Raw genomic sequence first — 22,795 nt, forward strand, 5'->3', positions numbered from 1 at the left:
TTTTAATAATTATTAACTATATAAATTTACTATTATGGTATTAGCTGGAATTGGAGCTGGATTAGCAGTAATCGGAGCAGGACTTGGAATTGGAAAAATTGGTGGATCTGCAATGGATGCTATCGCTCGTCAACCAGAAGCTGCTGGAAAAATCCAAACTGCTATGATTATCGCTGCTGCACTTATTGAAGGTGTTGCACTTTTCGCAGTTGTTGTTGCGTTAATCGCACAGTAATTAAAATTTAAAATTTCCTGTAGCGGTTGGCTGCAGGAAGTTTTTTTACAAAAAACAAAAACAATTTTTAAAACATAAGTTTATGCAATTAACTTCACCAGAGAGTTTAATATTTTGGACAACAATTATCTTTGTTGTTTTCTTTATTCTTTTAAGAAAATTTGCTTGGAAACCAATCTTAGGAGCTGTAAAAAGCCGTGAGGAGTCTATCAACAGTGCATTAGCATCTGCTGAATCAGCTCGTCTTGAAATGCAAAATTTAACAGCTAGTAACGAACGTATTTTGCAAGAAGCTAGAGTTGAGCGTGACGCTTTATTAAAAGAAGCACGTGAAATGAGAGATAAAATGATTGCTGATTCTAAAGCTGAAGCACAACTTCAAGGAGAACGCATGATCGAACAAGCTAAAGCAGCTATCGCATCAGAGAAAAATGCAGCTATGGCTGAATTAAAATCTCATGTTTCTACTTTATCATTAGATATCGCTGAAAAATTATTGAAAAACGAATTATCTAACAAAGAAGCTCAAACTAAATTAGTTGAGAATATGTTAGGTGACGTAAAATTAAACTAAAATTATGTCAGGAACTAGAGCAGCAATTCGTTATGCAAAAGCAATTTTAGAGATAGCACAATCAAAAGGTGTGGCTGAAGCAGTTAGTGAGGATATGAAAATGATCGCTTCTACTATCAAAGGAAATGCAGAATTAAGTAGTTTTATTGAAAATCCTACTTTAAAAGTAGAACAAAAACAAAACGCTTTATTAGAAGTTTTTGCAAGTGCTAATGATGTGACTAAAAGTTTATTTCGATTGTTATATGAAAACAAAAGATTTGAAATTTTAGAAGCTATAGCATCTGAGTATAATGTTTTATTTGATGTTATGAATGGTGTTGAAGTAGCTAAGGTTACTACTGCTATTCCTATGGATGCAGCTTTAGAGGCAAAAGTTTTAGCTAAGATTGCAACCTTATCAGATAAGAAAATTACAATTGAAAATATCGTAGATCCAGCAATTATAGGTGGTTTTATTATAACGATAGGTGACAAGCAATACAATGCTTCTGTTGCTAACAGATTACAAGTATTAAAAAGAGAATTAAGTAACTAATTTTTATTACACATTTAAGTGTCTAAATTATAAATTAAGATGGCGGAAATCAAACCTGCTGAAATTTCAGCAATATTAAGAAAGCAAGTAGAAGGTTTTGAATCTGGTGCTACACTAGAGGAAGTAGGAACGGTACTTCAAGTTGGAGATGGTATTGCTCGTATTTACGGGCTTTCGAATGTGCAATATGGAGAATTAGTAGAATTTGACAATGGTCTTGAGGCTATTGTACTAAATCTTGAAGAAGACAATGTTGGTGTGGTACTTTTAGGACCATCAACAGGAATCAAAGAAGGATCTACTGCAAAAAGAACACAACGTATTGCTTCTCTTAAAGTAGGAGAACAAATGGTAGGACGTGTAGTAAACACTCTTGGTTTTCCTATCGACGGAAAAGGACCAATTGGTGGAGAATTATACGAAATGCCGTTAGAAAGAAAAGCTCCTGGAGTTATCTTCCGTCAGCCAGTTACTGAGCCATTACAAACAGGTGTAAAAGCAGTTGATGCTATGATCCCAGTTGGTAGAGGACAACGTGAGCTAGTTATTGGTGACCGTCAAACAGGTAAATCAACTGTTTGTATCGATACTATCTTAAATCAAAAAGAATTTTACGATGCAGGAAAACCTGTATTTTGTATATATGTTGCAATTGGGCAAAAAGCATCAACTGTAGCAGGAATCGCTAAAATGTTAGAAGAAAAAGGAGCAATGGCTTATACCATTATCGTTGCTGCAAATGCTTCTGATCCAGCTCCAATGCAAGTGTATGCTCCTTTCGCAGGTGCTGCAATTGGTGAGTATTTTAGAGATTCAGGTCGTCCAGCTTTAATTGTTTATGATGATTTATCTAAACAAGCTGTTGCTTACCGTGAGGTTTCTCTTTTATTAAGAAGACCACCGGGACGTGAGGCATACCCTGGAGATGTTTTTTACTTGCACTCTCGTTTATTAGAAAGAGCTTGTAAAGTAATTGCTGATGATGGAATTGCAAAAAACATGAACGATTTACCAGATTCATTAAAAGGTATCGTTAAAGGTGGTGGTTCATTAACTGCTTTACCTATTATCGAAACTCAAGCTGGTGACGTTTCTGCATATATCCCAACAAACGTAATTTCGATTACAGATGGTCAAATTTTCCTTGATGGAGATTTGTTTAACTCAGGGGTTCGTCCAGCAATTAACGTAGGTATCTCGGTATCACGTGTTGGAGGTAATGCTCAAATTAAATCAATGAAAAAAGTAGCAGGTACTTTGAAACTAGATCAAGCACAATTCCGTGAATTGGAAGCGTTTGCTAAATTTGGTTCTGACTTAGATGCAGTTACTTTAAATGTAATTGAAAAAGGTAGAAGAAACGTTGAGATCTTGAAACAAGGTTTAAATGATCCTTATACTGTTGAAGACCAAGTTGCAATTATCTACGCTGGTTCTAAAAACTTATTGAAAAATGTTCCTGTGAACAAAGTGAAAGAATTTGAGAAAGATTTCTTAGAATTCTTAAACAACAAACACAGAGCAACTCTAGATGCTTTAAAAGCAGGAAAGCTTACTGACGAAATTACTGATGTAATTCAAAACGTAGCAAAAGAAGTTTCAGCAAAATATAACTAAAAAAGTATTAAGTATTAGGTAGTAATTATGAAGGTTTTGCCTTTACTTACTACTTAATACTTACTATTTAATACTTAAAAAGACAATGGCAAATTTAAAGGAAATCCGTAATAGAATTACTTCCGTTTCATCAACGATGCAAATTACATCAGCGATGAAAATGGTTTCTGCTGCAAAGCTAAAGAAAGCACAAGATGCGATTACTGCAATGCGCCCTTATGCCGAAAAGTTGACAGAATTGCTACAGAATCTTTCTGCGACACTGGAAGGTGAAGTAGGTGGTGATTTTACTACGCAACGCGAAATTAATAAAGTGTTATTAGTTGTGGTTACTTCTAATAGAGGATTAGCTGGAGCTTTTAATACGAATGCAATTAAAGGTGCTAAAAGTCGTGTTGAATTTTATGCAGGAAAGCAAGTGGATGTTTTTGCTATTGGTAAAAAAGGAAACGATGTGCTTGGTAAAGTGAGTAACGTAATTGCAAACGAAAGTGCCATTTATGATGACTTAACTTTTGACAATGTAGCTGTACTTGCGGATACGTTGACTGAGAAATTTGTTTCTGGTGAATACGACAAAATCGAGTTAATTTACAATCAGTTTAAAAACGCTGCAACACAAATCGTTCAAACGGAGCAATTTTTACCGCTAGCGCCAATTCAATCTGATGTAGTTGCTTCAACTGGTGATTATCTTTTCGAACCTTCAAAAGAGGAAATCGTTTTAACCTTAATCCCTAAGTCATTAAAAATGCAATTGTATAAAGGTATTCGTGATTCATTTGCATCTGAGCATGGAGCACGTATGACTGCTATGCATAAAGCAACCGATAATGCAACTGAATTGAGAAATCAATTAAAATTAACATACAATAAAGCACGTCAAGCTGCGATTACTAACGAGATCTTAGAGATCGTAGGTGGAGCTGAAGCTTTAAAAGGATAAAAATCTAATTTTAAATCCTAAAATTTATAATGCATTGTAATTGTACTAGAATAAATTTATAAGAATTAAAGAGTCTCATTATTTGAGACTCTTTTTTTTTACCTATTTTTATCCTACAATTAATTTAATACCCTATCAAACATTGTTAACTATCAAAGTACTGTCAACGCTTGAAGAAATGCGCGCTGAACTCGAAATCGTAAAGCATTTATATCCAGAATTTACCTTAGAAAAATACGAATCCTATCTTAAAGAAATGATTCCACACAATTACAAGCAGTTGGTTATTTATGAAAAAGATATTTGTGTAGCACTTACGGGTTTCTGGACGGGATTTAAATTATGGTCTGGTAAATATATCGAGATTGATAATTTTATTGTAGACCCTGCACATCGTGCTAAAGGTTTGGGTAAAATGATGACTGATTTTATAGACGCTAGAGCGCGCGAAAATGGCTGTACCATGATTGTTCTTGATGCTTATACCAATAACTTTACAGCACAACGTTTTTACTTTAATCAAGGCTATATTCCTAAAGGTTTCCATTTCTTAAAAATGATTGATGAAAACGGTTTGAGCTAATTGCTAGGAAGTAGAAATCAGGAAAAGGTAGTGAAATAACAGTTATATAATTGCGTTCTAATTCTAGACAATTTACAGTCAGTGAATGAATCTAGTGACAGCACTGTTTTAATCACATAAATAGTTATTTTTGCCTTTCAAAATTAATAATACATACCACTTTGGGATTATATAAAAATTTATTCAAGCAAACAGCAATTTACGGACTGGCAACAGTTTTACCGAAAATGTTTTCTTTTATATTAGTACCTCTTTATACTGATTTACTTCCTAAAGCTGAGTACGGGAAAGTTTCAATGATCTTCGCTTACATGATTTTCATTAACGTGATTCTTGCCTATGGTATGGAAACCTCATTTTTTCGATTCTACAATAAAGAAGAGGATAAAGAAAAGGTGATTGAAACCTCTATGGTAACCATCTTCTGGTCTACGATAGTATTCTTATTTATAGCACTGCTGTATCGCACTACGTTATCAGAATGGTCTAATATTGACTCACAGTATATTGGGTACACCATCTGGATTTTAGCATTAGATGCTTTAGTTATAATTCCTTTCTCGAAATTAAGAGCCACTCAAAGACCTATGTTCTATGCTATCATCAAAATAGCAAATGTGTTAGTTAATCTATTACTCACCATCGCTTTCTTAATTTATCTACCTCAATGGGCTGCTACCAGTCCTAATGGATTTTTGAGTTCGCTATACATCGAAAACTTCGAAATAGGTTATATTTTCTTAGCAAATATTATTTCGAGTCTATTAACATTCTTAGTTTTAAGCCCTAATTACCTAGCTTTAAAATGGAGATTTGATTTCTCACTGTGGAAAAAAATGATGCGATACGGCCTTCCTATTCTAGTAGCTGGAATTGCATTTGCTATTAACGAGCAGTTTGATAAAATTCTGTTGGGTAATTTATTGCCAGCAAATGTTGCTGACTCAGAGGTGGGAGTATATTCAGCCTGTTACAAAATAGGACTGTTTATGGTACTGTATAGAACGGCGTACACATTAGGAATCGAACCTTTTTTCTTTAGTCATTCTTCAGATAAAAATGCACCACAAACCTATGCTATGGTTACCAAGTATTTTGTAATCTTTGGCTCTTTTATACTACTATCTGTAATTGTATTTGCTGATTTGTTCAAGCTTCTATTAATTAGAGACAGTTCATATTGGGTAGCTATGAAAGTAGTGCCTTTAATTATATTGGCTAACTTCTTTTTAGGTATTTATACTAATCTATCAGTTTGGTACAAGTTAATAGACAAAACCCACATTGGTGCCTATATCTCTGTTGTAGGTGCGATAATCACATTGGTGTTAAACTATTTATTAATTCCAAGTATGAGTTATTACGGGTCTGCAATTGCAACGTTAGCAGCTTATGCCAGCATGATGTTGATTTCGTATTACTTGGGGAACAAATATTATCCCATTCCTTATGATATAAAAAAGATTGCTGGATACCTTTCTATATCAATAGTCTTTTCTGCAATTTCGTTTTATGGCTTTCGCGAAAACTATTTTGTTGGTGTTGGTTTGTTGGTCGCATTCCTGTATTTTATTTATTACAATGAAAAAGTAACGCTGCTTAAAATTATCGGTAGGAGTCCAAAATAGCACATTTTTTCAGGAACTATTTGCTCCTCTTGCAAGCTTTAAGAGTATGCTTTTGCTGTCAATATTAAAAATAAAACACATTAATCTACGTTTGTAATTCGAAAAGAATACAGACACAAATTATAAAAATGAAAATAAACATAATCAATAAATCACAACATGCCTTGCCAAGCTATGAAACGATAGCTTCTGCAGGAATGGATTTAAGAGCTAATTTATCAGAATCTATTACTTTAAAGCCGCTAGAGCGAACTGCTGTGAAAACAGGGCTTTTTATCGAATTACCTTTAGGATATGAAGCACAAGTAAGACCACGAAGCGGATTAGCCTTTAAAAACGGAATTACAGTACTCAATAGTCCTGGCACGATTGATGCTGATTACCGTGGAGAAATAGGAGTGATTTTAGTAAATTTATCCAATCAAGATTTTGTTATCAATAACGGCGAAAGAATAGCACAATTGATTATTGCAAAACACGACCGTGCGGAGTGGATTGAAGTTCAAGAATTATCAGAAACTTCTAGAGGTGAAGGCGGTTTTGGTAGCACAGGTGTAAAATAAAAAATTTAGTAATTTAAAAGTTGAAGTATTTGATGTTCAAATAGAATCATTTAATCTTTCAATCATTTAATCTTTCAATAATATAAAAATGAAAATAATAGTTCCTATGGCTGGACGTGGTTCACGTCTTCGTCCACATACTTTAACAGTTCCTAAACCATTAATTCCTGTCGCAGGACAACCTATAGTGCACCGTTTGGTTCAAGATATTGCAAAAATATTAAAAGAACCAGTAGAAGAAATTGCTTTTATCCTTGGTGATGAAGCTTTTTTTGGTGACGACGTGGTAAAAAGTTTAGAAGCGTTGGCTGAAGGGTTGGGTGCAAAAGCATCAATCTACCGTCAAGATATGCCATTAGGAACAGGACACGCCATTATGTGCGCTAAAGAGTCTTTGTCAGGACCTGCAGTAATTGCGTATGCAGATACTTTAATTAGGGCTGATTTTGATCTTGATCCTACTGCAGATGCGGTGATTTGGGTAAAGCAAGTTGATGAACCAGAGGCTTATGGTGTAGTAAAAATGAACGATAATAACGAAATCACAGAGCTAGTTGAGAAACCATCTGAATTTGTAAGTGATTTGGCTGTGATTGGGATTTACTATTTCAAAGAGGTAGCTGACTTGAAAAACGAACTACAAAATGTATTGGATAACAACATTCAAAACGGTGGTGAATACCAAATCAATGATGGGATTAAAGCCATGATGAATAAAGGTAAAGTTTTTAAAACAGGAAGTGTAGACGAGTGGATGGACTGCGGAAATAAGAATGTAACTGTAGAAACAAACTCTCGCATGTTAGGATTTTTAGACAGTGATAAAGCAAACTTAGTAGCATCTAATGTGCGTTTAGACAACGCTACAATTATTCCACCATGTTACATTGGTGACGATGTTATCTTGACAAACGCTACTGTAGGACCTAACGTTTCTTTGGGTAAAGGATGTCACGTGATTAATAGTACAATCAAAAACAGCTTAGTGCAAACACATGCTCACATTAGCAATGCCAAGCTAGATAACGCGATGATAGGAAATCACGTAAGTTATGATGGTGAATTTACAAGTGTAAGCATAGGAGATTATTCGGTTTTAGAATAGTTAACATCACAATATAAGTAGCTGCAAGCTTAGAAAGTTTGCAGCTATTTTTTAAAAGTAATTATGAAAAAGAAATCACTTCTCAATTTGGTTTTACTCGTGATTAGCAATGCTTCGGTTTTGCTGGCTCAGGCACAACCTGCAAATACTGAAAGTGAAAGCACTAAATTTCAAGATTACTTTTATGAATCGCTCAAGCAAAAAGGGATTGAAAACTACGATAAAGCAATTGTATCACTAAAGCAATGCTTAAAAATAGCGCCTGAAAATGCGACTGTTCATTTCGAATTAGGGAAAAATTATCTGGCTCTAAAACAGTATAGGGATGCCTATTTTTCATTCGAACAAGCAGCCAAAATTGACCCAACAAACAAATGGTTTTTCGTGGGAATGTACGATGTTGATTATGCGACAAAAGATTTTAGAAATGGTATCATTACCGTTAATAAATTAATCACTTTCGATCCAAAATTCAAAGAAGATCTAACTTCACTTTACATGAATACAGAACAGTTTGATAAGGCGCTAGCTTTAATAAACGAACTAAATGAAACTGTTGGATCTACAGATAGGAGAGACAATTATAAAATGCAAATTTTATCGCAGCCCAAATATCAGAGTAGTGAAATCGAAAACTTAGAGGCGCTTATCGCGAAATATCCAAAGGAGGAAGCCAATTATACGGCCTTAATTTACTTGTATTCTAAAGTGGATGATATAGCGAAAGTAGAGGCTACTGTGAAAAAGTTAGAGAAGGAAATTCCAGAATCAGAGTGGGCCCAAGTGAGTTTGTTCAAAATGTATTTAGATCAAAATAATGGTCCAAAAGTGGTTAAGGCAGTACACACTGTTCTTGCAAGCATGCAAATTGATAATAAAATCAAGCACCGCATCATGAACGAATTCTTATTGTATGTCGATAAAAACACTCAATATAGTGCAGAGTTGGATAAGGCTATTGACTATTTCGACCATGATAAAGAGATTAATGTAGCTTTTGAAATAGGAAAATTTTATCACAATAAAAAAGAATGGGCTAAAGCAATCGCGATGTATGAAAAGGCCAAAAGTAAAAGTGAGGTCGCACAAGTAGACGTAAATATTCTTTTACTTCAAGCATACACCGAAAACAAAGAGTTCAAAAAAGTAATGGAAACGGCCGAGGAGTTACTTAGCTTATTTCCATCACAGCCTCAATTTTATTATTATGCAGGCTTAGGTTATAATCAATTAACACAATTTAAAAAAGCCAAAGACGTTTTAGAATCAGGAATAGATTTTTTAATCGACAACAAGCCTTTAGAAGTCAATTTTAATATTCAATTGGGAGAGGCATACAATGGTTTAGGTGATCTTAAGAAGAAGGAATTCTATTTTAACAAAGCTAATGAATTACTAAAAAAATAATTTAATTATGAAAAAGATAAGCTTATTATTAGCCATCATTATGATGGCTTCTTGTAAAACACAATCAGTGGTAACAGAACCTATTACTCCTGCTATCTATTTAAAATCTAAAACAATCATTAATAAACATTATGATAATAAAAAGGATTTTTCGACACTATATGTAAAAGCTAATGTGCGCTATGCAGATGACAAACAAACGCAGAATGTGACCGCGGAAATCAAAATTAAAAAAGACGAAGAAATCCTAGTAAGCATCCGTTTTTTAGGAATTACAATGGCCAAAGCTTCAATAACACCAAAATCGGTGCGTTATTATGAAAAAATCAAAGGAACGTATTTCGAAGGAGATTTCAGTACTTTGAGCAAATGGCTGGGTACAGATTTAGATTATACTAAAATGCAAAACATGCTTATAGGTGAGGCAATCGACGACCTAAATAAAGGAAAATATACAGAATCATTATTAGAACAAATGTATCGATTAGACGATAATGAAAATGGTGGTACAAAGAAATCTTTTTATATCGATGCTAGTGATTTCGAAATAAAAAAACAAGAAGTAAGTCAGCCTACTGAGGAGAGAATGATATTGATTTCGTATTCAGATCCGAAAACGAACAACGAAATAACAATCCCTTCAAATGTGGTTATTAACAGCTATCAAAAAGACAAAAAATCAGAAATAAAATTAGATTACAATACAATTTCTTTTAATGAGGAACTTTCTTTTCCATATAGTGTGCCAAATGGTTACAATAAAGTTATAATTAAGTAAATTTGCAAAAATATATTTTTTAAGATGCCAAAATTTTTCCTAGCCCTAATTTGCATTTGCATGACTTCTGTCATGTGGAGTCAGTCCCAACAAGATAAGTTGGAACAAAGAAAGGCCCAAATTCAAAAAGAAATTCGTGATAACGAAAAGATGTTGCAGTCGGTTAAGTCGAAGGAAAAGTCGGCTATGAATGTTTTTATGATTCAAAAAAACAAAATTAGACTGAAGGAAAACTTAATTAATACTACTGAAAAGCAAACAAAACTGTTGGCTAACGACATGTACATCAATCAGCTTAAAATTAATAAACTTAATAAAGAGCTTATTGTACTGAAGCAAGATTATGCTAAGATGATTGTAAAGTCATATAAAAGCAGGTCAGAACAAAGTCGCGCCATGTTCATTTTATCATCTGAAACTTTTTTACAAGCATATAAAAGAGCACAATACTTAAAGCAATACACCAATTTTAGAAAATCACAAGGAGAAGAAATTAAATCTAAGTCGACTGATTTGATTGTGATTAATAAAAAAATCAACAGTCAAAAAATTGTTAAGCAAAAGTTACTTGCCGAAAATGTAAAAGAGCGTACCGTTCTAGAAAAAGAAAAAGGAGAGCAGGAGAAACTAGTTAACGAGATCAAGAAAGATAAAAACAGAATCGTTTCTGATATTCGAAAAAAGCAAAAAGAATCTAAAACAATCGACAGGCAAATTGACCGCATAATTAGAGAAGCGATTGCTGAAGCAAATAGAAAAGCAGCTCTAGAAAAAGCAAAAGCCAAAGCGCTAGCTGAGAAATCTAAAGCGACACCAAAAGAAGTGGCTGCTACAGCTGCTAAGGAACCCGTTTCATCATCAAGAATTGAGTTGACTCCTGAGTCAAAATTAGTTGCTGATAACTTTAGATCTAATCGTGGTAACTTACCTTGGCCGGTGGATAAGGGGTTTATATCATTAGGATATGGTGATCAACCGCACCCTATTTATAATTCGTTAGTAATTCACAATAGTGGTGTCGAAATCACTACAAATGATGGAGCAAGTGCCTTGGCCGTTTTTGGTGGAGAAGTATTTAGTGTAATGGTGGTATCACCAGTAAATAAAGTTGTGATGATCCAACATGGAGATTACTTCACTGTTTATCAAAACTTAAGTTCAGTTAATGTGAGCAAAGGAGACAAAGTAAGTACTAAGCAAAGTATAGGTCGCATTCGTACAAATGGAGATACCGGTAAAACAGTACTGAAATTTTTATTGTTACAAAACACAACAACTAATGACCCTAAAAGTTGGTTAGCACGAAGATAAATTGAGCTAAAAAATCATTTAATACAATAGATAAATACAGCCTCGCTTTTTTAGTAAAAGCGAGGCTGTTTATTTTTTAAGAGGATTAAAGGAGGATTTTCTAATAATCAAGTTGGTTTTAATTTGGATGGTTTTATGATTAATTTCATCGGGACTGTTGATCTCGTCAATTAATGTTTTTATGGCTAATTCACCCACTCGGTTTCCTGGCTGATCGATCGTAGTTAAATTAGGCTTGATAATCGTTGAGAAAGCAGAGTTGCTAAACCCAGCTACGGCAATCTCTGCAGGAATTTTAATTTTGTTTTTTTTGATACTTTGAATTGCGCCTACTCCGGCCTCGTCAGTAATAGCGAATATGGCGTCAGGTCGGTCTTTTAAACCTAGCAAAATTGTCGTTAACTTTTTTCCCTCTTCGATCGATAAATCTTCTGAACTTAATATAATACTGTCATCAGTTGGAATACCATATTGTTTCAAAGCCCTTAAATAGCCCATGTATCGCTTTTCTGAAATTATAGAGCTTTCTGTTTCTTTAATAATTGCGATACGGCTTTTACCGGTTTGTATCAAGTGTTCAACGGCTTTAAAAGCAGCATCTTCATCATCGACGATAATTTGGGTACAAGGAACTTTGCTCGAAATCCTATCAAACAATATTAGCGGAAAGTTTTTCATACTCTCCAATATGGGCTCAATCTTAGTAGTTTTTTTTACTAATGACATTAATACACCATCTACTCCAAACTGTACCATTGTTTCTAATAATTCGGCTTGTTTTAATTCATTATTAAATGATTCACAAATAATCACTTTGTATCCGCTAAGATCTGCACTGTAAATAATTCCTTTTAATAAAGTAGCGGTAAATTGATGTTCGATATTAGGAATAATTACCCCTATAATATTTGTTTTATGAGACCTAAATCCTTTGGCAAAAAGATTGGGAACATACTTTACCTTGCTTGCATAATCTTTTACCCTTGTGGTTGTCTCAGCGCTTATATCAACATGTCCATTTAAAGCTCGAGAGACTGTAGAAATAGATAATCCTAAATCAACTGCCATTTTTTTTAAGGTAACTATATTTTTTTTACGCATTTTTTATTGATTTCTGTATTATGGTATTAAAAAGTTCGTTTTGCAAACGTTTGCGAAAACGTTTGCGGTGATTTTGCTCTAATTTAGTCATTTTAATGTTTGCGGCTGCTATAAATTAGCTGAACTAACAACCAAATTATTTAATTAAAATAACCAAGCTATGAAAAATTATATTAAATTTTTTTTACTACTGATAGGAACTTGTTCTTATTCACAATCAGTTATTAAAGGAACTATTTATGATTCTAACAACAATCCGTTGCCTCTAGTAAATATTGCCATTTTAGGATCTAATGTGACTACCTCTACAGACATGGATGGTAATTACGTTATGAAATCAGATTTAACTGGAGAGCAAAAAATAAAAGTGGTTTACATTGGTTTCTTTCCGCAGACTAAAACAGTAAATTTTGGCGCTAATGTTACTTTAGACTTTATTTTAAAAGAGAGTATAGAGACCTTAGACGAGGTCGTATTAACGGCAACTTCGACTAAACGTTCTCAAAAAGAAACACCGCTGTCTATTACCTCTTTAAGTGCAAAGGATTTGACTAAATTAAATACAAGTAGTCAAGCGAATATTTTAAGAAGTATTCCCGGTATTACCACAGAGAATGGAGGAGGAGAAGTTGCTTCTAACGTGTTTGTAAGAGGTTTGCCCTCTGGAGGACAGTTTCAATTTAATCCTTTACAAATTGACGGTATGCCTGTGCTGGCAACATTTGGCCTTAATTCATCTGCGCATGATGTTTATTTTAGAACAGACATCGGCATCAAAAGCTTAGAATTTGTACGTGGAGGATCTTCTGTATTATATGGAGTAGGTTCGGTTGCAGGTATTATTAATTATACTAGTGTAACAGGTTCGGAAACACCAAAAAACATACTAAAATTAGAGCTAGGTACAAATTCAAGATACAAAGCTGATTTCTTGACTAGTGGTCAATTAGGAGGGAAAGATTCTAAAATGTTTTATGCACTTACAGGATTTTATAGATATGATGAAGGTCCTATAAAAACGGGATTGCCTACAGAAGGTTACCAATTAAGAGGTAACTTAAAGAAAGTTACAGAGAAAGGGTCAATTACATTTTCTGGACAATACATTGATGACCAAGTACAGTTTTTCTTGCCTTACCCATTAGATGGTGGAACAAGAAACCGTCCTACTGGAAACAATGGTGAGGAAATTCTAACATTACAAACAGCAAGTGCTGCAAACTTTTCATATAAAACACCAAACGGAATTTACACATCACCCATAAGAGATGGTGTAAGCACTAAGGGAGGTTACTTCATGACTAATTTTGTACATAATTTTAACGACGATCTTAAAATTGATGCTAAATTTAGAAAATCACAATACGAGCACCAATTTAATTTATTCCTTGACGGATCAGGTGTAAGCGGAGCTAAGGCTGTAGAGACTCAACAAGAATATTTAGCAGCAAGAGGATTAACTACGGGTTCATTTACAAAATTAAATGGAACGGCATTGCCAGCTAACGCTAGATTATTCGAAAATAGAATTTTAGATAGAAATAGGCCTATAAGTGAATTAGTTGCAGATATTAAATTGAGCTACGATACAGGAAACCATACCCTAACGGGAGGAACGTTTATGTCTCGATCAGAGGCAGGAGATTTTAATATCACTACAAGTTATTTAAGCGAGTACAGCAACCGTCCAGGATTAGTAAATGTTTCAGGATACACTGTAAATGGTATTACTAATAGAGGTGCTGGATATACTAATAGAAATATTGCAAGTAATAAACTGGCGTTTTTCTTAGCTGATGAAATAAAATTAGATCGTTGGAATTTTGATATAGGTGTTCGTTATGAAAGAGCTTCTGGAGATATAGAAAATGAAAAAACGGCTTCATTCTTAGTTGATAATACAGGAATTGCAAAACTTGACAATGTAATATGGGGAACAGGTTCTTTTCAAACAGGACATGTAACAGCAGACGATTTTGCAGTAGCGCTAGCAGCACTTTACAAAGTAAATGATAACGCAAGTGTATACGGAAACTTTTCTAGAGGGTATTTTTTTCCAGAATTAAGAAGTGTAAAATTTGACGCATTAGACAATCCATCGTCGTATAGTTCAGAAAAAATTGTTCAAGGAGAAGCAGGGTTAAAATATGGTAAAGGTACGTTCTCAGGAACATTAGCTGGTTTCTTCTTAAACTTATCTGATAGAAGATCTATAGAGTTCATCAATGACCCTAATAGTGTAGGCTTAATCGAAAAAGTAGACAAACAAAGTACAAAGTCATACGGACTTGAAAGTACATGGAACTGGAGATTTACTGAAGGTTTTGCTTTCAATGGTACATTTACTTATCAAAAACATGAAGTAACTAAATCTGAAAAAACACCTGCAATTGTAGGGAACAAATTAGTAAGACAGCCAAACATGATGACAAAATTAGGTTTGTCCTATGATAAATCAAACTTTGATGCTAATGTAGATTATAGCTACTCTGGAGATAAATATGCTAACGAAGCAAATACAATTAAATTAGAAGGTTTTGGCATCGTAGATTTAAACTTAGGGTACACATTTAACATTGGTAAAGCTGATGAAACATTACGTCTAGGATTACAAAGTTTTAACCTACTTAATTCAGATGGAATTACAGAAGGATCTCCAAGGGTGGGTAACAACCAAACAGAGGAAGAATTTTTTGTAGGAAGACCAATTATTCCTAGAACAGCATTAGTGAATCTTACTTTCAATTTTTAATAATAAAAAATTGAGGAGAGGTTGGTTCTAAAATAAACAAAATTTTAAAATTAAATAGCATAGCATGAAAAAAGACATGATCGCGGAGGCTCAAAATATATTAAATGACAACTTTCAAGAAATAGGCTACTCGATACCCAGTAAAGGTCTATATCCTTTTCAATGGAAATGGGATTCAGGATTTATTGCCATAGGTTTTGCACACTATGACATGGAAAAGGCTAAGAAGGAAATGAAAACATTGTTGAATTCACAGTGGAAAAATGGTTTTATACCGCATATCGTTTTTCATATTGAGACAGACAGTTATTTTCCAGGACGTGATTTCCATTTGTCAAAATTGCATCCGGAGTCAAATTTAGACTATCCATCAACGGGAATGACGCAGCCACCTGTCTTGGGTTTTACATTAGAAAAAATGTATGAAATTGCAACAGATAAAGACGATGTTCTCACTTTTGTTAAAGATAATATTGATCAGGTATATTTTAATCATCAATACTTTTACAGTAAAAGAGACCCACAAAATGAAGGTTTAGTTTATATTTATCACAACTGGGAATCAGGAACAGATAATTCTCCTATTTGGGACGATATTTGGAAAACGATGAATCCGCCACAATATACTTTTGAACGAAGAGATACTACACATGTCAACTCTGCTCAAAGACCTACAAATAGAGAGTATGATCATTATTTACATATTATCGAATTAGCAAAAGAGCATAACTATGACGATGCTAAAATTGCAGCTCTATCCCCATTCTTAGTACAAGATCCATTGTTTAATGCGATGTTGATAAAGTCTAATGATGCCATGATTAACCTGTATAAGTTGATAGGTGGTAATCAAGAAAAAGTGGCACAATTAGAGCAATGGCAAACAAAGAGTAAAGCATCGTTTAATGCTAAGTTATTTGACAAAGAATTAGGTGCTTACATTCATTACGATTTAAGAAACGAAAAGCCCATCAGATTTGTAAGCTCTTCTTCTTTCTCGCCTTTGTTTGCAGGGATTCCTTCTACAGAACAAGCTGCAATTATTATCAATACGATGATGACAAAATTTGGAGGAGAGGACATGTATTTATGTGCATCATTTGACCCTACAAGTGATCGCTTTAATCCAGAGAAGTATTGGAGAGGTCCCGTTTGGATTAATCTAAACTGGTTATTATACTATGGTTTAAAAGATTACGGGTATAATACGATTGCTGCAAGGGTAAAATCTGATAGTATCGAGATACTTAGTAAAGCAGGTTTCTATGAATACTTTGATGCTAGAAAGTCAGAATACACTGCAGATGCAAAAGGATATGGTGGAGGAAACTTTTCATGGAGTGCTGCTTTATTTCTAGACATGCTAGAAAATTAACCTTAAAATTAAAGCTTTATGAACTGGATTGATTACGTCGTAGTCATTGTTTATTTAATTGCTTTCCTAGGATTAGGAATGTTCTTTAAAGAAAATAAAGACGGAAAAGATTACTTTTTAGGAGGTAAAGATATGGGATGGTTTCCACTTAGTTTATCGGCTATGGCAACGCAGCTCTCTGCAATAAGTTTTATTTCTGCCCCCGCCTTTGTGGGTTTAGCACAAGGTGGCGGAATGAAATGGCTAACATTTGAGCTTGCTGTACCACTGGCAATGATTGGAATTATCTTAATAATTGTACCTCCACTGTATCGTGCTAATATTGTGAGTATTTATGAATTTGTCGAAAGACGCTTCTCTTCATCCACACGAATTATTTTAAGTTTTGTATTCCAAATTAGTCGCTCGTTGTCAACAGGTGTTGGAGTATACACCATAGCAATTATTTTGCAGTCAGTATTGAATATTAGTTTTCATTGGACCATTCTTTTAATTACAATAATTACAATCGTTTACTCTTACATGGGCGGTATGAAAGCTGTCGTATGGGGAGATGCTATACAGATGGTCATCTTATTTGGAGGTTTGCTAATTTGTATTTATTACGGTTGGGATTTACTACAAGCAAATCCAGATTTTACAGGATTTGACAGTGAACGTTTACAAGTTATTGACATTCCTAACCTTGGTTTTGATGGTGGTACATACGGGTTATTGCCCATGGTTTTAGGCGGTTTATTTTTATACTTATCCTATTATGGAACAGATCAAACTCAGGCGCAACGATTAATATCTGCAAAGGATGAAAGATCTGCAAAGAAAATATTAGTTACAAATGGATTGTTGCGATTTCCAGTAGTTTTAACATATTGTATCATGGGGTTAATTATTGGTGCATTAGTGCATTTAACACCTGATTTTATGAGCGATATTGTTTTACTTACACAAAAAAATTATCCGGATGAATTTTTAAAAAGCGGCTTTAAGCCAGATTTAATGTTGCCGGTTTTTATCATTAAGTATTTACCTCATGGTTTAATGGGGATATTAATTGTAGGTATTTTATCTGCAGCAATGTCTTCGGTTAGTGCAACCATTCATTCGCTTGGAGCGGTAACAGTAGAAGATTTATTTAATAGAGGTAAAGTAAAGTTAAGCCAGATTAATTACATGAAATATTCTAAAATTTCAATTGTATTTTGGGGTGTGGTATGTATTGCTTCGGCCTATTTATTCGGCGGAACTGGTGGTACTGTAATTGAATTAATCAATGTGATTTCATCTCAGTTCTACGGTCCCATACTCGCAACTTTCATTATTGCGATTTTAGTTAAAAGAGTCAATCATGTAGGGATGAACGTGGGGATAATAGGTGGAGTTGTGATCAATATTACCATTAAATACTTTTTTAATGATATATTTTGGATCTGGTTCAATCTAACTGGATTTGTTATCACCTTTGCCCTAGCGTTAATTTTTAGTGCTTTGTATAAAACAAAAACTAAAGAAAACTTGAATATCGAATTCAAAGTAAAAAGGGAAGATGTTTTTTCAAAGGATGTTATAATATTAGTATTGTTTTTCTTAGTGATTTTGGGAATTAGTTTTAGTCTACCATCACTACTAGCTATGATATAATAGATTGGTTATTTATTGTTATGGCATGCAGCACAATGTTTTAAAATATTGTGCTGCTTTTCATTAAAGTCGTATTAGGTAAAACTATTTTAAAGAATAAAAGATATGAAAGTAATAATTGCTCCAGATAAGTTTAAAGGTTCTTTATCTGCAATGGAAGTGTGCAAAGCAATCAATCGCGGACTAAAAAATTGGGACCCAGCTATAGAAACAATTTTACATCCTCTTGCAGATGGAGGTGAAGGCACCTTAGCTATTTTGCAAAACTATTTTGAACTGGCTAAAATTGAAGTGGTTGTAAAAAACCCCTTATTTAAGGACATTACTGCCTCATACCTGGTTTCTAAAGACACCGCTTTTATCGAAATGTCTCATGCTTCGGGTTTGCAGTTATTACAAATTGAGGAACGTGACTGCATGCATACGACAACTATTGGCACAGGTCAACTCATTGCAGATGCTATAAAAAAAGGATATAAAAAAATAGTGTTATTTATTGGTGGAAGCGCAACAAACGATGGTGGAATAGGAATGGCTGCTGCATTAGGCTATGATTTTTTTGATTCAAAGGGAGTTGTCTTATCCCCAGTGGGTGAATCGTTGATAGCAATTGATCGTATTGATAGTTCGAATCGAAAATTAGAGTTAAATGATATCGAATTTACGGTTGTTTGCGATGTAAAAAACCCATTATACGGACCTAATGGAGCTGCATATATTTATGGTGCCCAAAAAGGAGCTTCGGCTGAGTCTATTGCACTATTAGATATGGGCTTACAGAATTTTAGTAAGCAGGTACAAATTCACTTAAAAATAGATGTAGCTACGATTTTGGGAGGTGGAGCAGCAGGAGGACTAGGTGCCGGTGCAGTTTGCTTCTTAAATGCTAAGATAAAATCGGGGATTGACTTTATCATGGAGCAAACTAATTTTGAAGTTGCAATAACAGGAAAAGATAATTTGATCATAACAGGTGAAGGATCCTTAGACAAACAAACAGTAGAAGGAAAAGTAATTAAGGGTATTAGTGACCGAGCACACAAAAATAAAATTCCGTTTGTAATTATAGCAGGAATTATAAAAGATCAAGAACTCATTAAAGAAAAGTTGCAGCCGCATTCAATGCATGCTATCATGGATGTGGCTGTATCTACTACTGATGCTATGAGTAATGCAGCAAAACACATTGAATTTATTGCGCAGCAGTTGATCAAGGACTACTTTAAAAAGTGATGTTAGTTCCCTTTTAATTCGAGCAAAAATCTAGTGGAAGTAATTTCCAAAAATAAAAGTGATTACAGCACATTATAGAATAGAGATAATGTTTATTAAAAGAATATAATTTTATTATATTCAAAAATTCTCTAATAAGGGCAGAATATTTTTCCTACGTGAGCTTTAGTACCTACAATCCTGCAAAAACGCAGTAGAATATATTTTTCTCATTTAAAAAGGGATAACTATTTAATATTTAAGGCTATATTCGCAAGATGATTTATAATTATTTAGGAATGGCAGTTCCTATATGTTAAAAGCCTTGAATGAAAAACATTTTTTTGTTTGTCCTCTTACTTACAATCTCTCAGTGGGTAGTAGGGCAAAATACAATAGCAAAAACCTACAAGAATCTTGATATTAATTCGGCATTTATTGCAGACACGCTTGCTATTGACTCCAATATAAAAAAAGCTTTAAGCTATTCGATACAAGAAGATTCATTAGCACAACCGCTTTTTAAACGATCACTTTCCATTGCCTATCGCATACAATCACAGGAACAAATAGCAAAGGTATTCTTTGAAATGGGAATTTACTATTACAAAAAATTCAAGTATTTTGATGCTATTAAATGTTTCAATAAAGCGATGCCTTTTATCGAAAATATCAAGTATGAGAAACAGCTGGCAAAGCTGAATTATTATCTGGGGCAATCCTATTACTACGTGTACTCAGAAGATTCCTCGTTTAAATATTTTTCTAGAGCATTAAATCAATATCGAAAAGATAAAAACACAGTAGGAGAAGCATTATGTTATAACGGAATTGGTACTATCTACGGATCCAAGAATTATAAAATGGGTCTGAAATACCTAAATAAGGCTTTAGCGATTGATTTAAAAGAAAACGATAAAAAAGGTGCGATTTCGGCTTATACTAACATAGGAAATATCACCTCTGATAACGTTAGTTTTGAAGAAGGGTTGCCTTATTATCAAAAGGCCATAGCAGCATTAGCAATTGAAAAAAGTGATTATAACCTTGCAATTGTGTACAATAACATCGGTGATTGCTATATTAATGAAAAAGATTACGTTCAGGCATTAGCCTATTTCGAGAAAGCATTAGAAGCTTCTAATCGAATGGATGTTAATATTTTACACGGTCTCATCTATCTAAATATTGCTGATGTTAAATTAAAACAAAACAACTTAGATGAAGCTATAAAATATTCTAATTTGAGTATTGAACAAGCAAGAAAGAATAACGATATGGTTATTCAAGCTAATACTATTTTAAATTTCTCTAAAATTTATGAAGCTAAAAAGGACTATAAAAAAGCCTTAAGTTTTAAAAACGAATATATATCTATAAAAGATCGTGCGCTAGTTTATGAAGAGCAAAAGAAGATGCAACTTTTTCAAAGTATTAATGAACTAGAGCGTTCGCAGCTTGAAATTAATAATCTTAAAAATAAGAACGAAAATGCCCATTTAAAATTACAGTCAAAAATGAATTTGACTTATTTTTTAATTTTCATCAGTATCATTTTAATGGTGTTTTTGGTCATCTTAGTTATGCAACAAAAAGCTAAGAAAAGGTACTACGATCTACTCAATAGTAAATCAGAGCAAGTGAATACTTTAAAGGATCGAATACAAGTTAAAAACGATTATCTCAACGAATTAAATACGACAAAAACCAAATTATTCAAGATCATAGGGCACGACTTAAGAAATCCTTTGAGCTCTATCGAAGCGTTTACTGACCTGATGTTGCAAAAAGATGATGTGTATGACGAAGAGGACCAAACGGCTTTCTTACACGCCATTAAAGAGTCGGCTATGAAGGCTTCACTAATTTTAAATGATGTATTAGCTTGGGCAATCAATCAAGAAAGTTCGTTAGTTAAACAACGGGTTTACCTTCATAAAATAGTAGACGAAGAACTAAAATTACTAGAAGTGCTAGCCCTACAAAAGCAAATTACAATCGAAAATTTAATACACGAACGCTTAAGTGTAATTACTGATAACAATAAAGTCACAACTATTGTTCGAAATTTAGTCGCGAATGCCATTAAATTTTCGCATCTAAAAGGTAAAATCACAGTGCAAGCCGAACTAGTAGATACTTTTATAAAAATCAGTGTGCACGACAACGGAGTAGGTATTGCAGTAAGCGAACTCCAAGCTTTATTCACGGCAGATAACAAAAAATCTAAATTCGGGACTCAAAACGAAAAAGGAACGGGATTAGGTCTTTTACTTTGTAAAGATTTTGTCGAAAAATTAGGCGGTACACTAGCCGTGCAAAGTACCTTGAATGTAGGGAGTTCATTTAGTTTCACCCTACCATTTACTGATACTACTCTAGAATAATTCAAATTACAATCTCTTTTCAGTCTCGCAATAGCCTTAGTTTATTTTCGATTATTGCCAAATGTCTTTTGGAAGTCTTAGGAAGATATTAATTATTTTGTTTAACTTTGTTTTAAATTAGTTAAACAAAAAAGATTTCAATTATTTAAGACAGATTCCCATGCAAGATAAAAAGCCAGACAACGTTGTTTACAATACAGATGAAGGATTCAATGCAAATGTGTTGCCGTATGCTACAAATGTAGGTGCGCCTGCAATACGCATAGATGATGTCGTATCCTGGAAGAGTAGGGGAATCGAAAATGTAAATAGGGAATTGGGTAATAAATTCAACGAACTAAAATTACAGTACCAAAAATTAATGGAGGAGTACGAGTGGAACGAATTAGTATATAACGCTAAGTTCTCATTTGAGCCTGTAATAGGCGAAATCTATCATTTATACCGTGATGTTTCAGGCGTTAACTTTCTATCGTTAATTAGTCCGCTAGAATGGAATAGAGAGCATATTGGAACCTTTAAATTGAACAGCGATAAAAAGTGGGTGGTGCTTAATAAAGATATGATTTAAAATTATTTTTTAAATAAAACGTCATAAAAAATTAAAAGACAATCAATACTATATGTTTTGATTGTCTTTTTTTGTCTTTGAGGATTAAAAGTATTGGTTAGATGTAAAAATTAAAACAAATTCTCCAACAACCCTCATTGAAGCACCGTTTTCCTCATTGATGATAATATATTTATAGGAAGAGTCGAATGAGTTTGGTTTTAAAACTATGAAAATTTTATCTATGTAAATTATACTTTGTTTTGAGATTTTATAAAGCTATGTTGTCTTCCTTGTTCAATTCATTTTTATAAAACATAGGATTTAAAGTTTTTTAACTTTTACTATAGATTGACATAAGTTCATTCCAATTCACAAAAAAAGCCTGACATTGCTGTCAGGCTTTTAAAAAGCTCCCTCTCTTGGGCTCGAACCAAGGACCCTCTGATTAACAGTCAGATGCTCTAACCAACTGAGCTAAGAAGGAAACTGTAT

General features: G+C 33.7%; 19 protein-coding genes and 1 tRNA gene. 18 read left to right on the forward strand and 2 right to left on the reverse strand.

Translation table 11 applies throughout. The features are described 5' to 3' along the window. Positions 1–34 precede the first annotated feature (34 nt). From atpE to H603_RS0111900, 12 genes are all read left to right on the forward strand, one after another. Positions 35–235 carry an ATP synthase F0 subunit C gene (gene atpE, locus H603_RS0111845; protein ID WP_026708812.1) on the forward strand — a complete coding sequence of 67 codons (201 nt, stop codon included), beginning with the start codon at positions 35–37 and terminating at the stop codon, positions 233–235. 82 nt (positions 236–317) lie between these two features. Further along, positions 318–809, forward strand: a complete 492-nt coding sequence (locus tag H603_RS0111850; protein WP_026708813.1) for a F0F1 ATP synthase subunit B — start codon at positions 318–320, stop codon at positions 807–809. Positions 810–813: 4 nt separating this feature from the next. Further along, on the forward strand, positions 814–1,347 hold the full coding sequence (gene atpH, locus H603_RS0111855) for an ATP synthase F1 subunit delta (RefSeq protein ID WP_026708814.1): 534 nt from the start codon (positions 814–816) through the stop codon (positions 1,345–1,347). Positions 1,348–1,386: 39 nt separating this feature from the next. Then, positions 1,387–2,964 (forward strand): F0F1 ATP synthase subunit alpha, encoded by a 1,578-nt coding sequence (gene atpA / locus H603_RS0111860; protein ID WP_026708815.1) that lies wholly within the window; start codon positions 1,387–1,389, stop codon positions 2,962–2,964. A gap of 85 nt (positions 2,965–3,049) precedes the next feature. After that, positions 3,050–3,910 carry an ATP synthase F1 subunit gamma gene (gene atpG, locus H603_RS0111865; protein WP_026708816.1) on the forward strand — a complete coding sequence of 287 codons (861 nt, stop codon included), beginning with the start codon at positions 3,050–3,052 and terminating at the stop codon, positions 3,908–3,910. Positions 3,911–3,992: 82 nt separating this feature from the next. Continuing rightward, positions 3,993–4,493, forward strand: a complete 501-nt coding sequence (locus tag H603_RS0111870; RefSeq protein WP_245576113.1) for a GNAT family N-acetyltransferase — start codon at positions 3,993–3,995, stop codon at positions 4,491–4,493. A gap of 161 nt (positions 4,494–4,654) precedes the next feature. Further along, positions 4,655–6,121, forward strand: a complete 1,467-nt coding sequence (locus H603_RS0111875) for a lipopolysaccharide biosynthesis protein (RefSeq protein WP_026708818.1) — start codon at positions 4,655–4,657, stop codon at positions 6,119–6,121. A gap of 128 nt (positions 6,122–6,249) precedes the next feature. Further along, the gene (dut, locus tag H603_RS0111880; RefSeq protein ID WP_026708819.1) at positions 6,250–6,684 is read left to right on the forward strand and encodes a dUTP diphosphatase; all 435 of its coding nucleotides are present in this window, start codon (positions 6,250–6,252) and stop codon (positions 6,682–6,684) included. Positions 6,685–6,772: 88 nt separating this feature from the next. After that, positions 6,773–7,789 (forward strand): sugar phosphate nucleotidyltransferase, encoded by a 1,017-nt coding sequence (locus tag H603_RS0111885; protein ID WP_026708820.1) that lies wholly within the window; start codon positions 6,773–6,775, stop codon positions 7,787–7,789. Positions 7,790–7,852: 63 nt separating this feature from the next. Further along, positions 7,853–9,196, forward strand: a complete 1,344-nt coding sequence (locus H603_RS0111890; RefSeq protein ID WP_026708821.1) for a tetratricopeptide repeat protein — start codon at positions 7,853–7,855, stop codon at positions 9,194–9,196. 7 nt (positions 9,197–9,203) lie between these two features. Then, positions 9,204–9,974, forward strand: a complete 771-nt coding sequence (locus H603_RS0111895; protein ID WP_026708822.1) for a DUF4292 domain-containing protein — start codon at positions 9,204–9,206, stop codon at positions 9,972–9,974. A 60-nt stretch (positions 9,975–10,034) separates the two neighbouring features. Further along, complete coding sequence (locus tag H603_RS0111900; RefSeq protein WP_245576114.1) at positions 10,035–11,285, forward strand: murein hydrolase activator EnvC family protein; 1,251 nt, start codon at positions 10,035–10,037, stop codon at positions 11,283–11,285. 69 nt (positions 11,286–11,354) lie between these two features. Here the strand turns inward: H603_RS0111900 and H603_RS0111905 are convergent, their stop codons facing one another. Next, on the reverse strand, positions 11,355–12,353 hold the full coding sequence (locus H603_RS0111905) for a LacI family DNA-binding transcriptional regulator (protein WP_245576115.1): 999 nt from the start codon (positions 12,351–12,353) through the stop codon (positions 11,355–11,357). A gap of 193 nt (positions 12,354–12,546) precedes the next feature. Between H603_RS0111905 and H603_RS0111910 the strand changes: the two genes are divergently transcribed. The 6 genes from H603_RS0111910 to H603_RS0111935 all read left to right on the forward strand — a co-directional run bounded on the left by H603_RS0111910 (position 12,547) and on the right by H603_RS0111935 (position 22,321). Continuing rightward, the gene (locus H603_RS0111910; protein ID WP_026708825.1) at positions 12,547–15,138 is read left to right on the forward strand and encodes a TonB-dependent receptor; all 2,592 of its coding nucleotides are present in this window, start codon (positions 12,547–12,549) and stop codon (positions 15,136–15,138) included. A gap of 64 nt (positions 15,139–15,202) precedes the next feature. Beyond that, positions 15,203–16,513, forward strand: coding sequence for an MGH1-like glycoside hydrolase domain-containing protein (locus H603_RS0111915; RefSeq protein ID WP_026708826.1), 1,311 nt, complete (start codon positions 15,203–15,205; stop codon positions 16,511–16,513). A gap of 18 nt (positions 16,514–16,531) precedes the next feature. Continuing rightward, complete coding sequence (locus tag H603_RS0111920) at positions 16,532–18,151, forward strand: sodium:solute symporter family transporter (RefSeq protein ID WP_026708827.1); 1,620 nt, start codon at positions 16,532–16,534, stop codon at positions 18,149–18,151. A 105-nt stretch (positions 18,152–18,256) separates the two neighbouring features. Next, positions 18,257–19,384, forward strand: coding sequence for a glycerate kinase (locus H603_RS0111925; RefSeq protein WP_026708828.1), 1,128 nt, complete (start codon positions 18,257–18,259; stop codon positions 19,382–19,384). A 308-nt stretch (positions 19,385–19,692) separates the two neighbouring features. After that, on the forward strand, positions 19,693–21,750 hold the full coding sequence (locus tag H603_RS0111930; protein ID WP_026708829.1) for a tetratricopeptide repeat-containing sensor histidine kinase: 2,058 nt from the start codon (positions 19,693–19,695) through the stop codon (positions 21,748–21,750). Between the two features lie 160 nt (positions 21,751–21,910). After that, positions 21,911–22,321 carry a DUF2452 domain-containing protein gene (locus tag H603_RS0111935; RefSeq protein WP_026708830.1) on the forward strand — a complete coding sequence of 137 codons (411 nt, stop codon included), beginning with the start codon at positions 21,911–21,913 and terminating at the stop codon, positions 22,319–22,321. 392 nt (positions 22,322–22,713) lie between these two features. Here H603_RS0111935 and H603_RS0111940 read toward each other — a convergent pair. Beyond that, a tRNA-Asn gene (locus tag H603_RS0111940) sits at positions 22,714–22,787 on the reverse strand. Positions 22,788–22,795 lie beyond the last annotated feature (8 nt).

This window comes from Flavobacterium frigidarium DSM 17623 (assembly GCF_000425505.1).
In the GTDB taxonomy this organism is placed as follows: Bacteria; Bacteroidota; Bacteroidia; order Flavobacteriales; family Flavobacteriaceae; genus Flavobacterium; species Flavobacterium frigidarium.

What these genes read in the sequence shown, in the direction of transcription:
- atpE (WP_026708812.1), top strand. Translation starts at nt 35, where the DNA reads ATGGTATTAGCTGGAATTGGAGCTGGATTAGCAGTAATCGGAGCAGGA.
- H603_RS0111850 (WP_026708813.1), top strand. Translation starts at nt 318, where the DNA reads ATGCAATTAACTTCACCAGAGAGTTTAATATTTTGGACAACAATTATC.
- atpH (WP_026708814.1), top strand. Translation starts at nt 814, where the DNA reads ATGTCAGGAACTAGAGCAGCAATTCGTTATGCAAAAGCAATTTTAGAG.
- atpA (WP_026708815.1), top strand. Translation starts at nt 1,387, where the DNA reads ATGGCGGAAATCAAACCTGCTGAAATTTCAGCAATATTAAGAAAGCAA.
- atpG (WP_026708816.1), top strand. Translation starts at nt 3,050, where the DNA reads ATGGCAAATTTAAAGGAAATCCGTAATAGAATTACTTCCGTTTCATCA.
- dut (WP_026708819.1), top strand. Translation starts at nt 6,250, where the DNA reads ATGAAAATAAACATAATCAATAAATCACAACATGCCTTGCCAAGCTAT.
- H603_RS0111885 (WP_026708820.1), top strand. Translation starts at nt 6,773, where the DNA reads ATGAAAATAATAGTTCCTATGGCTGGACGTGGTTCACGTCTTCGTCCA.
- H603_RS0111890 (WP_026708821.1), top strand. Translation starts at nt 7,853, where the DNA reads ATGAAAAAGAAATCACTTCTCAATTTGGTTTTACTCGTGATTAGCAAT.
- H603_RS0111895 (WP_026708822.1), top strand. Translation starts at nt 9,204, where the DNA reads ATGAAAAAGATAAGCTTATTATTAGCCATCATTATGATGGCTTCTTGT.
- H603_RS0111900 (WP_245576114.1), top strand. Translation starts at nt 10,035, where the DNA reads ATGACTTCTGTCATGTGGAGTCAGTCCCAACAAGATAAGTTGGAACAA.
- H603_RS0111905 (WP_245576115.1), bottom strand. Translation starts at nt 12,353, where the DNA reads ATGGCAGTTGATTTAGGATTATCTATTTCTACAGTCTCTCGAGCTTTA.
- H603_RS0111910 (WP_026708825.1), top strand. Translation starts at nt 12,547, where the DNA reads ATGAAAAATTATATTAAATTTTTTTTACTACTGATAGGAACTTGTTCT.
- H603_RS0111915 (WP_026708826.1), top strand. Translation starts at nt 15,203, where the DNA reads ATGAAAAAAGACATGATCGCGGAGGCTCAAAATATATTAAATGACAAC.
- H603_RS0111920 (WP_026708827.1), top strand. Translation starts at nt 16,532, where the DNA reads ATGAACTGGATTGATTACGTCGTAGTCATTGTTTATTTAATTGCTTTC.
- H603_RS0111925 (WP_026708828.1), top strand. Translation starts at nt 18,257, where the DNA reads ATGAAAGTAATAATTGCTCCAGATAAGTTTAAAGGTTCTTTATCTGCA.
- H603_RS0111930 (WP_026708829.1), top strand. Translation starts at nt 19,693, where the DNA reads ATGAAAAACATTTTTTTGTTTGTCCTCTTACTTACAATCTCTCAGTGG.
- H603_RS0111935 (WP_026708830.1), top strand. Translation starts at nt 21,911, where the DNA reads ATGCAAGATAAAAAGCCAGACAACGTTGTTTACAATACAGATGAAGGA.